This window comes from Enterococcus pernyi, assembly GCF_045371165.1.
Lineage (GTDB): Bacteria > Bacillota > Bacilli > Lactobacillales > Enterococcaceae > Enterococcus_B > Enterococcus_B pernyi.
This window is the reverse complement of sequence record NZ_JBIQDM010000007.1, coordinates 132601-143934: the sequence shown is the minus strand read 5'-3', so window position 1 is coordinate 143934 and position 11334 is coordinate 132601. Positions and strand designations below refer to the sequence as shown.

Annotated in this window: 11 protein-coding genes; 2 read left to right on the top strand and 9 right to left on the bottom strand. The window is 34.9% G+C overall.

Going from position 1 to position 11334, the window contains the following annotated elements; translation table 11 throughout:
• Positions 1-340 (top strand): aggregation-promoting factor (gene apf, locus ACH0AK_RS10120; protein WP_499796880.1); only part of this gene is annotated, 340 nt, incomplete at its 5' end.
• A gap of 110 nt (positions 341-450) precedes the next feature.
• Here the strand turns inward: apf and ACH0AK_RS10115 are convergent.
• From ACH0AK_RS10115 to ACH0AK_RS10080, 8 genes are all read right to left on the bottom strand, one after another.
• The gene (locus ACH0AK_RS10115) at positions 451-975 is read right to left on the bottom strand and encodes a hypothetical protein (protein ID WP_137072209.1); all 525 of its coding nucleotides are present in this window, start codon (positions 973-975) and stop codon (positions 451-453) included.
• A gap of 99 nt (positions 976-1074) precedes the next feature.
• Positions 1075-1677: a hypothetical protein gene (locus ACH0AK_RS10110; RefSeq protein WP_010735714.1), complete on the bottom strand. Its 603-nt coding sequence runs from the start codon at positions 1675-1677 to the stop codon at positions 1075-1077.
• Between the two features lie 41 nt (positions 1678-1718).
• Positions 1719-2057, bottom strand: coding sequence for an EF2685/EF0750 family sortase-dependent surface protein (locus ACH0AK_RS10105; RefSeq protein WP_041684188.1), 339 nt, complete (start codon positions 2055-2057; stop codon positions 1719-1721).
• 333 nt (positions 2058-2390) lie between these two features.
• Positions 2391-3863, bottom strand: a complete 1473-nt coding sequence (locus tag ACH0AK_RS10100; protein ID WP_023519501.1) for an AcpB/EbpR/MafR family transcriptional regulator — start codon at positions 3861-3863, stop codon at positions 2391-2393.
• A 330-nt stretch (positions 3864-4193) separates the two neighbouring features.
• Positions 4194-5678: an AcpB/EbpR/MafR family transcriptional regulator gene (locus ACH0AK_RS10095; protein WP_023519500.1), complete on the bottom strand. Its 1485-nt coding sequence runs from the start codon at positions 5676-5678 to the stop codon at positions 4194-4196.
• Between the two features lie 354 nt (positions 5679-6032).
• Positions 6033-6980, bottom strand: coding sequence for an ABC transporter ATP-binding protein (locus tag ACH0AK_RS10090; protein ID WP_137072204.1), 948 nt, complete (start codon positions 6978-6980; stop codon positions 6033-6035).
• Entirely contained in the window at positions 6977-8515 is a 1539-nt protein-coding gene (locus ACH0AK_RS10085) for an ABC transporter permease/substrate-binding protein (RefSeq protein ID WP_023519498.1), read from the bottom strand. The genes ACH0AK_RS10090 and ACH0AK_RS10085 overlap by 4 nt, the downstream gene beginning before the upstream one ends.
• Positions 8516-8644: 129 nt before the next feature.
• Positions 8645-8860 carry a hypothetical protein gene (locus ACH0AK_RS10080; RefSeq protein WP_010735720.1) on the bottom strand — a complete coding sequence of 72 codons (216 nt, stop codon included), beginning with the start codon at positions 8858-8860 and terminating at the stop codon, positions 8645-8647.
• A gap of 509 nt (positions 8861-9369) precedes the next feature.
• Between ACH0AK_RS10080 and ACH0AK_RS10075 the strand changes: the two genes are divergently transcribed.
• Positions 9370-10035, top strand: coding sequence for a YitT family protein (locus tag ACH0AK_RS10075; RefSeq protein ID WP_010735721.1), 666 nt, complete (start codon positions 9370-9372; stop codon positions 10033-10035).
• Positions 10036-10168: 133 nt separating this feature from the next.
• On the opposite strand, the gene ACH0AK_RS10070 is transcribed toward ACH0AK_RS10075, so the two are convergent.
• Positions 10169-11215, bottom strand: coding sequence for a zinc-binding alcohol dehydrogenase family protein (locus ACH0AK_RS10070; protein ID WP_371740689.1), 1047 nt, complete (start codon positions 11213-11215; stop codon positions 10169-10171).
• Positions 11216-11334: the final 119 nt, after the last annotated feature.

The following is an 11334-nucleotide window of genomic DNA, read 5'->3' as shown; positions in this document are numbered from 1 at the left end:
CGCTACTCAAGCACCTGTAGAACCTGTTCAAGAAACAGCGCCAGTTGTGGAAACACCTGTAGTAGAACAAGCACCAGTTGTAGAACAAGCACCAGCTACTGAAGTCGCTGTTTCAACTGGTACGAACGATGCCAAAGAATGGATCGCACAAAAAGAATCTAGCGGTTCTTATACAGCAACAAACGGACGTTATATCGGCCGTTACCAATTAGACTCTTCTTACTTGAACGGTGACTATTCTGCTGCCAATCAAGAAAGAGTGGCAGAACAATATGTTGCTTCTCGTTATGGCTCTTGGGATGCAGCCAAAGCTTTCTGGTTAGCTAACGGTTGGTACTAAGAACAATTTATCATTGAGTTAAAAGCTAAATAAAAAATTGGAAGGCTCGAAAATAGATAATCTATTTTCAGAGCCTTCCATTTTTTATTTATGTTACCTTCAATCAGCGATCAACTAATGTTGATTTTACCATCGATCGTTGTTGTATTGACCAATTTTTCTTCGTTATAAATATTGTATAAAATTCTAACATCATGACTGCCAGCATCAGGTAGATTCTCAAAAGGGATAGAGTCTATTCGGTTGTTTGGAGGAATCAATCCTGATTTATACAATTGTTTATTATTTGATGCTAGATAGTATTCTACTTGGATATTGAATGCATTCTGACCATTATTACGTACATCGACACTCGCTTTTCCTTCTTTATCAACTTCTATATCATGTTTCAAAAGAATACGCATTTTGTCTTTATCTACTTGATCTTGCATTGCTTTTAAAATCTCTTCATTACTCAATCTTGACAGATGATCATCTAAATCAGGCAATCCTGCCACTACTTGAGGAGGAGATTGATTAAAATAAAAGTATCCGCCGATCCCTGCTACAAGACATACAAGTAGCAAAGAAAACAAGATATAAGTTCTCTTCTTTTTACTATGATTCTTTTTTTCAATATTATTACTATGTGCCATTTTTCTCAACCTCCTTTCTCAAAATTATAACTGAAAAGTCTTTCATTCAGGCTCTTTCTACTAAACTGAGTAATGGAATACTTATCAACTTTGCTAAGATTAGTTAGCTAATGCAGAAAAATGGAATGACATCGTGTATGCAGGTGTCACAATAACATCCTGTTGGAAAGGACTAGTGATTGCTCCTTCAAATTTCAAGGATTTTGTTTGTCCTGTTCCAATAGTTGTCAAATAAGTACGAGTATTCAAGAACTGTCCAGAAGCACTTTGCAAACGAACCGCTGCTTCATTTAATGGTGTAAAGAACAAATCTTGAGTGATCCCAGTTGAGCTTGTCTCCGCAAAACTATCTACTTCGATCATCACTCTATGTGAAGTTGAATTATTTGTCATTGCATATAATGGGGAAACGATCTCTGGTTGAGGCGTTCCGTCTTCTGCCATCGCATTTGCATATCTTACAGTCGTTGGGATCGTGATATCGATATAGCGTTTATCTTCTGGATCAACTGGATCCCATTCTCCGATCCATCCTGAAACTTGAACATCTGCTTTGTCATCACCTTTGATCGTTTGTCCCGGTGTATTGTCTGGTTGTCCAGGAATCCATCCCAAGTCATTGGCAGCAACGTTTATTGAACCAAGTCCTAAACCACTTAATAAAATTGTAGATACAATCGCTAAATTACTTAGCTTCTTCATATTGAATTTCTCTCCTTGCTGAAATAATCTATATTATTTCACTAAATTTTTTGTAGTCGTTCTTCTTTTTGATTGAATGTATAAAACGATCCTATCGAAAAAAGAGTAAGCAATAAACCGATCAAAGCAATTCCATTGGTCAAACGTTCCCCAGTTTGTGGGAATTTAGAGGAAGAACCTTCACTTTTGTTTGATGTTGGACCTGTAGCTTGCTGTTCTTCATTTTGGGTACTCTGCCCTGTGTCGTCTTGATTTTCGGAACTATTACCTAAATCACCGATCGTTGCTTCGACATGAACTGTTTGTATTTCTGATTGTTGAGCATGATAGACAGTTGGACTCATAAAGCATAACAACAACACACCTATCATGTAATACATCGTCTTTTTTATCTCACCCTTCACCTCCTAATATAAACGACACAATTCCCACAAAACAATTATCCTTAAAAAACCAGCACTTTTAAAACCAAGTTTTACCGCCAGTTTGGTAAACAAAATAAGAATATATAGTTATTTATTTTAGTAACAAATACAAACCAGACTTACAATAATTGACCAATCACCCATATATAACAGTGATAAAATAGCATTATAGAGTCCATATGAAATCAAGAAAAAATAAATAACATATTATTTTAACTAATCAGTTTGAACTTTTCTTAATAATTCCCACCAACAGAAATAATTGCCAACTGATTTTTGTATAGTAGATCAAATCTCAGCAAGTTCATCCACTTTGATGTGATAGTACTCGACCAATTTATCAATGATGACTTCATCTAAATAGTTAGAAATTCCAAGAGTAGGCACTTCAAAATAGTCATTGAAATATATATCTGTCAGAAGACAATCAAACTTTTTTAAATAATCATTTTGTATTTTTGTCGCAGGGTGAAGAATCTCTATATTGATATTATGTCGAAAATAAAATTTGATTTCCTCTTTGAGCATACACATATGATCATAAGAACTATCTAATAATAGGGCGACATTGAGTTTTATCTTTTGCTTCCGTACTTGTACCCATAGATCTGACCAGGAAGTCAACAACTTGAAGACAGATTGATGGATCATTTCATCTAAATAACTATGAAATGCAGATCCTAATGTCTGATAAATCTCAAAAAATCGGTCTTCTAAATCTTTCACTAGTGTGGGACTGTCTCTTTTTACGTTTTGAAAAAATTCTCGTTTCTTATTATGTAAAATATAGGTGGGTCTTACCATATTCATGGTTGTCCAATAAATATCATGAATCAATTGATCACGATTTTCACAAATTATACCGAACTTATTTTCTAAGTATTCAATTACTTGATTTAGTTTATTTTTTTGATTTACTGCATCAACTTGGACATTTAAATATTGTAATCGTAAAGTCGGATGAATCGGTTGATAAAACTCATAGAAAAGTTGTTGGAGGTTTTCTTCTCTTAAATTGACGACAAACTTTTCATTGATACGTCCTAAAAGTTCTGTTTCATTTGCGAAATGTTGGAAAATAAACGGTATATTCCTCGATATCAACTGATAATCTTGCTTCAAACGAACAAAACAAATAAATAAATGAAATTTCATATTTCCTAAAAACAAATGATTGTCATTATTGACTAATGCCCAGATCGTATTCTCTTTTACAAATACTTCGATGATATCCGTGATCAGAGAGAGATCATCGCCTTTCATTAAATTCTCAGGTAAATTATATTTTTCTGCAAAGAAAGCAGAAAAAAAATCTCTAATATTCCCTTCATTACCTACAATATCGAGATGATTATTGATTTGAAATTCATATTTACTGATGACTTGATTGATTCGATTAATAACACGTGATACTTGTGTTTCAGATATGTATAAACTATCACTTAGATCGTCTTTTGAACTTACTCTTCTAAAAAATAGTGTCTCAAGTAAGGTATATTCCAAACTTTTACTCAAAATTTTTGAATAGATGAATGCTTTTGGTGTTTTCATATTTTTCTTTAGCAATACTCCTGATCTAAAGGAGGTTTCAATTGTCAGCGGTGCAATCATCTCATTGATTTGTGAAAGATCATTTCGAGTTGTTTTTTCTGAGCTTTCGATCATTTCGGCTAATTCAGCTGTCGTCATCCACTGAGTATCCCATAATATTTCCAAAATCTTCAACTGACGTTTCAAACGTCCATCTAAGATTTCTCTCATTTCGGTTCCACCTCTCCAAACAAAAAATATTGAACGTCTACATTATTTTTAACATAATGATTTATCTAAAAATAATCTCAATCTACCGACCGCTTGGTAAAATAACGTTAGAACTTATAGGTGAATGTATTGAAAATGTCAATAATTCTATCATTAAAAAAATTGGTATAGATTAAAAAGTTAATGTATTCTCATTTATTCAGTGATCATTCTATTTATAACCATTTTCAAAACAGATGTTTAGCAATGATTTTTTGCGTTTTTATTAATTAAAAATAAGAAAAGATATACCAGTATAGGCATATCTAATAAATTGGATTATTAAACAGATTACATCACAAGTTCTTTTCTAAATAACTTGACACTTTCTTTTCTGTTTATAATAAAAGTATGTAATTTGTGAATGAACTCATTATCGAAATAATGTGGGATGCCAATCACCCTCGGTTGTTCGATAGACCCTCGGATTGTACAAACATCTGTCAACACACAGTCATATTTTTCTAATTTTACTTGGCTGAACAGATCAAATGGTGACAAGATATCAACGGAGTACGTACTTCTGAAATGCATTTCGATTTCTTCCTTCAACATACGCAAATGACCAATGGGAACATCCAAGATCAATGCAGCCTTGATCTGATGGGTCTTTTTCATCTCGATCCTAAAATCAGACCACTGTGTAACCAAACTATAGATCGATTGATACACCATATTTTTCTTATCAAACGGTTTAAGTTCAAGTTCTTCATATATTTCTGCAAAACACTCTCTTAATTCAAACATGATTGTTTGATTTTCACCCATTAATTCTAAAACAAATTCTTCAATCACATTGTTCAATATGAAAGTCGGGCCAGTGATTCGAAAACTACTCCATAAAATGTCAGCAATCAATGTATCACTATGGGAACACTCGATATTAAATCGTTGAGATAAATCTTTGATCAGTCGTTCAATTTTACTATGTAAGGATGATTGAAACATACCAAACTGTTGGCAAGCTCCGGTCACTTTAAAAGGTTCGCAATAGTTGGCAAATAAATTGTATAATATGTCTTCATTCAGTTCAATTTCAAAAGATTCTTTACATCTACGTTTTAATTCTTCGTCATTCAAAATGGTTTTGTAGTTAAAAACAGTTGCTTTTTTTTCTATAAAAGCGCCTTGCTTGCATCGATATAGCGCAGCTAGTACTTTTAAATGTATTTTATTTAATAAAAAATGATGTTGGTCATTCGCTTCAATGATCGTTATGTTTTCCTCATAAAAACATTGGATCAATCGATCGATCAGGTCAAACTCTTCTTTTAAAAGAAGCGGTTCCGCAGAAAGATATTTTTCATACATCAAACTAGCAAATAATTTACGAATATTTATCTCTGAACCTTCAATCGTCAATTCATGACTGATTTGTATTGAAAATTTTTCTAAAACTGAATTTAGCTTGGCCAACAAGCGGTTCAACTGTGTCTCTGAGATAAACAAGCAATCACATAACTCTCCTTTAGAAAGCTTCGGATTGATAAAAATTTCTTCGATGATCTGACATTCGATGCAGTTTTGCAAAAACAAAGAATAAAGATGTGTTTTTGAGACCCCAAGTGTTTTATCCAAGAAAACCCCGTGTTTAAAAGATGTTTCAATTTTAAGCGGTTTGATTATTTCATTTAAATGTTTGATATCCGTTCGTATCGTCTTTTCGACTCCCCCGATGACTTGGACAATTTTCGATACGGTCAACCATTCATTTTCCCACAGTAATTCTAATAATGCTAATTGCCTTGTACTTTGTTTATTTAATATTCCTTTCATTTTACTCCCCCAAATCTAATAAAAAAGCACAGTAATAAACAAAAAAAATAACACCCCGTCTGTGATTTTTTCATTTTTTTCTTATATGTACTATTACTTAATCATAATTTTAAAATATAAATCGTCTTATGTCTACAAGAAAAATGAAGATAACATGAGATATTTTTAATTTACCGTTAAATAATATTCGTAATAATAAATGATCGAATAAAAGCATCCGAAAATCAACGCCTTTATTCAATCATTTCTTTATTTGTTATTCTAATATTTTTTTAAATAACTTTTATTGAACCACTACTTCTTTGTGTCTAGTTATCTAAACAAGTCATTGTTCACCTGTCTAAAACATCCAAATCAACTCTGTTTCCCACTTAGAAATGCAAAGACATTTTCTCTGGAGATCGATCCAATCGGAATTTCTTGTTTATAGATGTTGACTGTTTCGACTGCTTCTAGTTGAGCAAATAATTGTTTTAGTGGTGTATCAAGCTGAACCACTCTTCGTTGTTCAGTGATCTCTTTCTCAAAAAAGCCAGCAAGTACAAGTTGTTCAACTGTCTGATCTTTTTCTTGGATCGATTCCTCGAAGAAACTACGTACAAAGTCATTCTTAGGATGCATCAATAATTGTTCTGGTGTATCACATTGGATCAATGCCCCTTCTTTCATCACAGCGATGCGATCCCCTAGTTTAATTGCTTCTTCCATATTATGGGTAACAAAAACAATCGTCGTACCTAATTCTTTATGAAGTGATAAAACAAGCTCCTGCAAGGAAGTTCTTGATAGAGGGTCCAACGCACTGAAAGGCTCATCCATCAAGATCACTTCAGGATTGGCTGCTAACGCCCGAATGATCCCTACACGCTGTTGTTCTCCTCCAGACAATTCTTGTGGCATTCGATCACGATAGACATCAGGATCTAAACCAACTTTTGTCAGTAACTGATCCGAAGTCTCGGATCGTTTCTGTTTTTCCCAGCCTAACATTTCAGGGATCACTTCGATATTCTGTTTGACAGTCATCGTTGGAAATAATGCAATCTGTTGCAAGACATATCCCATTTGCCAACGCATTTTTTGCAAGTTATAGTCCTTTAATGATTTACCTTTGAAATATACCTCACCGACACTTGGTAATGAGAGTCCATTGATCATTTTTAGTGAAGTTGTCTTTCCACTTCCCGAAGGACCTACCAATACAAAGATCTCTCCCTCATTGATTGAAAGGTCTAATTGTCTAATTGCATACTTGTCATTAAAGGTTTTTTGGACGTTTTTAAATTCAATCAGTTCGGTCAATTGTTATCCTCCTTCACTAAACCTTGGTCAACCAAAAATTGTCGTGCCACTTCAGCTGGTTGTTTTTTCTCGACATTTACTTGATAATTCATCGTTTGCATCTGTTCTTCCGTTATTTTGCCGCTAAGTTTCTCTAAAGCTGCCACGACTTCTGGATGATCATTGGCAAAATCTTCATTCATCAATGGTGCGCCTTGGTAGGTAGGGAACAAGCCTCGGTCATCTTCTAGGACGACTAAATCGTATTGTTTCAGTTCACTGTCGGTAGAATAGGCATCAACTACATTGACATCACCATTATTTATTGCTTGGTAACGCAAACTAGGTTCCATGCTTTGGACACTCGGAAAATCTAACTGATAAAGTTCCTGTATCCCCTTGTACCCATCTGCACGATCGATAAATTCTAACGTGAACCCTGCCTTGATTTGATTTTCGATTTTAGCTAAATCAGAAATTGATTTTACTTGGTGCTCATCCGCAAAGTCACGTTTAACAGCAAGAGCATATGTGTTTTGATAAGCCATCGGACTTAAAAGTGTCATTGAGAACTGTTCATTTAACAGTCTATTGGCCTCGTGATACGTTTCTTCTTTTGTTAATTTTTGGTCCTTGATTGATTCTGGAACTGTAACCAGACTCTCTAATACTGTTCCAGTAAACTCAGGATAAATATCAATTTGTTTGTTTTCTAAAGCGCTGAATAGAAAACTGGTTTTACCGAAATTCGGTTTTAATTCGACTTCCGCTTCGGTTTCTTCTTCAATCAATCCTTTGTACATCTGGATCAATATATCTGGTTCTGCACCAAGCTTACCGGCAATCGTGATTTTCTCTTGTTTTAAGAAACCAGTTTGATAAATGGAAGCACCTGCGACTAAAGTCAAAATCAAGCCTAAAGTGATCATCGTATAACGAGGTTTCAAGTGTTGTAATAGACGGATCAAGCTACTGAAAACAATAGCTAACAAGGCGGAGCTGATTGCGCCGATCAAAGTTAAAACAGGTGTATTCCGATCGATTCCTAGTAAGATAAATGTTCCTAGCCCGCCAGCACCGATCAAGGCTGCTAATGTTGCTGTACCAATGATCAATACTAACGCAGTGCGGATACCTGAGATAATGACAGGCAGCGCGATGGGTAACTCTACTTTGATCAATCTTCGAAAACGAGACATCCCAAAAGCAACTGCTGCTTCTTCAATTGATGGATCGATTTCTGCTAATCCTATATAAGTGCTTTGAAATATCGGTAATAAGGCGTATAAGATCAAGGCAATCAATGCCGGTAAAGTGCCAATCCCTACAAATGGAATCAATAATCCTAAAAGTGCAAGTGAGGGAATGGTTTGCAGCACACTCGTTACTTGTAACAAAAATTCTGCCATTCTTTTGTGGTTGACTGCCCAAATAGCAAGCGGGATCGCAATCACTGCGGCAATCAATAATGCAATCAATGAAATAGATAAGTGCTGAAATGTTGCTGCGAATAACTCTTCTTTTCTCTCACTGAGCGTTTCGATAAACGTATTCATATGACCTTCCTTTCTGTTCTCCTTTAAGTATAAACATAGCGAAGTAAATCCCCAACTAAGTTGTTTTAAAAAAAACTTGCAATCGACTAGATGGTGAGAAGTGATTGCAAGTTTTGTTTTTGTATTTAGTTATTTTGAATCGTACGTAGCTCTATGTTGATAGAAGGTTTCTTCATACCTGCGTTTTCGTTCATTTTGTCGATATTTTTTTTCATCCCACATCACAAACCATAATACAAACGAAGGTAAAAAAATCAATAATGCTGTTTGTAACCCATAATTACCTATAATAATTCCAAAAAATAAAATCAACAACATCGCACCAAAACGTCTCATTGATTGCATCTCTGATCACCTCTATTATTTTATACCGAACGATTGTTCGCTCTTTCATTATACGAACAATTGTTCCCGTTGTAAAGTAGAAGTTGGAATTTTGAACAAAAAAAACAGCCAGTAACTTTTAAAATCTCGTGGGGGAGATACTTGTTTACTGGCTTGTTCAATAATTATTATACTTTAAGTTGTGTGTCAGTGACCAAAAAAGTAAAAATCGGTTGTTTTAACATCATAATCGTTAAATTTAATAAAATAATTTATGTTTTTTTATATTTAAATACATTTTTTTATTTATCACACTATTTTATTCACTATTTTTTTATCCCTAAATTATGCAATACATATTTTTACATAGAATCATTTTTGATTTAAAAGATTGTTTTACAAGGAATGATTGACCGAAATTAAATACACTTCATTATGTATATTTTTTTCTATTTACCTATTGAATTTATAGAGCCGTTCAGTGTAATATAAAGATTGCTGAAAATTTTCAAAAAGAAAAGAGGTTAGAGATGAAACAAGTAAAATTTTTATTAGACTTATGTGGAATTATTTTTGGGGCTGCTCTTTATGGATTAGCGGTAACCGGAATCAATCTCCCTTCAAAATTAGCTGACGGTGGTGTCACAGGAATTGCTCTTTTACTTAATCATTTATTTGGCTTTGCGCCTTCCATCACCTCACTGATCATAAATTTACCTTTATTGCTGATTTCCTTGTTTATTTTTGGAAAACATGCATTTATTCGAACGATCGTCGGAACATTTTCTCTGGTCTTCTTCTTGCATGTATGGGAAAATTTAAATGTCCACTTTGCTGTTGGAAATCTTTTAGTGAATAGTCTAATGACTGGCATTCTTTCGGGAATCGGTTGTGGCTTAGTTTTTCGTTTTGGGGGCAGCACTGGCGGAACCGATATCGTTTATCAAGCAATTGAAAAATATTATCATGTGAATATCGGGAAAAGTCTATTTGTTATCACGTTTGGGATTTTAGTTGTGTCTTTGTTGTATTTGGATTTTACGCATTTTGCCTATACTCTTTTGAGTTGCTCAATTTTATCTTATACATTGAATAAAGTGAAGTACTTCCGCTTCGCTAATCCTTTCAAAAAAATCACAGCTCCATCCCCAACAGTCAATCAATTAGAACCTGTGGAAGATTCATATATAGATTGAACTCTTACCATAAAAAGCAACTGAGGTCGGAACAGAAGTGTTTATTTCTCGCCGTTTATCTGGTTTTAGATAGTGCGAGAGAAACCATGTTCCAGCCACAGTTGCTTTTTTATAGTCATTCTTACTACTTGTCTTATCGAGCCATTTTTCCACCGGTGGATTTGAACCCACCTGACAAAACGACTTTGCCTTGCTGGCTACCTTCCTTCACCAACTTCATCGCTTGTTCAAGTGAAGCTCGGCTGATACCATCTGAGTAAACAGTGGTTACGTGGCTATGAAGTTTATTTTCTTCAAATAACTTTGTCAATGTCTCTAGGATTGCGCCTTGTGTTGCGATTTCTTTATTATGATCTGTTTTCGTGAAAACATACTCCCAATGGAAGCTGATTGAATCATTTTTATATTCATTCCAATCGATTTTCGCTTTTGTATTGACGATCATTCCGATATGCCCTAAAGGTTGAATGATTTTTTTTATTTCTGGTAGATAGGATTCAATATCATACAACACTGCGATATAGTCAACACCATCGCTCCCAGCTTGTTTTAATTGGTCATAAAGAGAATGATGGTAATCTATCGGAACATCTACGCCATTTTTTTCAAGCCATCCAAAATTGTGCGGACTAGCAGTTGCATAAACTTTCATACCCGTCCACTTCGCTAGTTGCGTCATGATCGAACCAACGCCACCTCCTCCATTGATCACCAAAAGCTCTTTCCCTTCATTTGCTTTTTCTTGAGGAACTAACTGAAAATTTTCAAATAGCAATTCATAGGCAGTGAGTGCAGTCAATGGAATCCCTGCAGCAGCTTCGTCGCTAAGATTCTTAGGAGCCTTTGCAGCGATCCGTGCATCAACGATTTGATACTCTTGTTGACTCCCTTCACGTTGAGTCGTTCCTGCATAATAGACACGGTCATTCAGCTCGAACCCCTTTACAGCCGCGCCCATTTCCCGTACATAACCCACACTATCATAGCCGAGCACAGTGAATGTTTCTTCTTTGACGATTTCTCTTCGCTTCGTATCTATAGGATTGATCGAAAGTGCTACAACTTCGATCAATAAGTCGTGTTCGCCAGGTTTTGGTACCATAGTATCTTCTTCAATCAATTGTGGATAAGGGGTCTCATAAGTAAAACCAAACCTTTTCATTGATGAGGGTCTATTTATCATTTTCCTGTTCCTTTCTACTGCAATAATATAGTCGGTCAAAAAAAAGCTGTTCCGCTCCAACATCCAGACATTTTTTCACAAGTCCTGCTTGTTTCTTATGTGTCTGAATGTTTGAA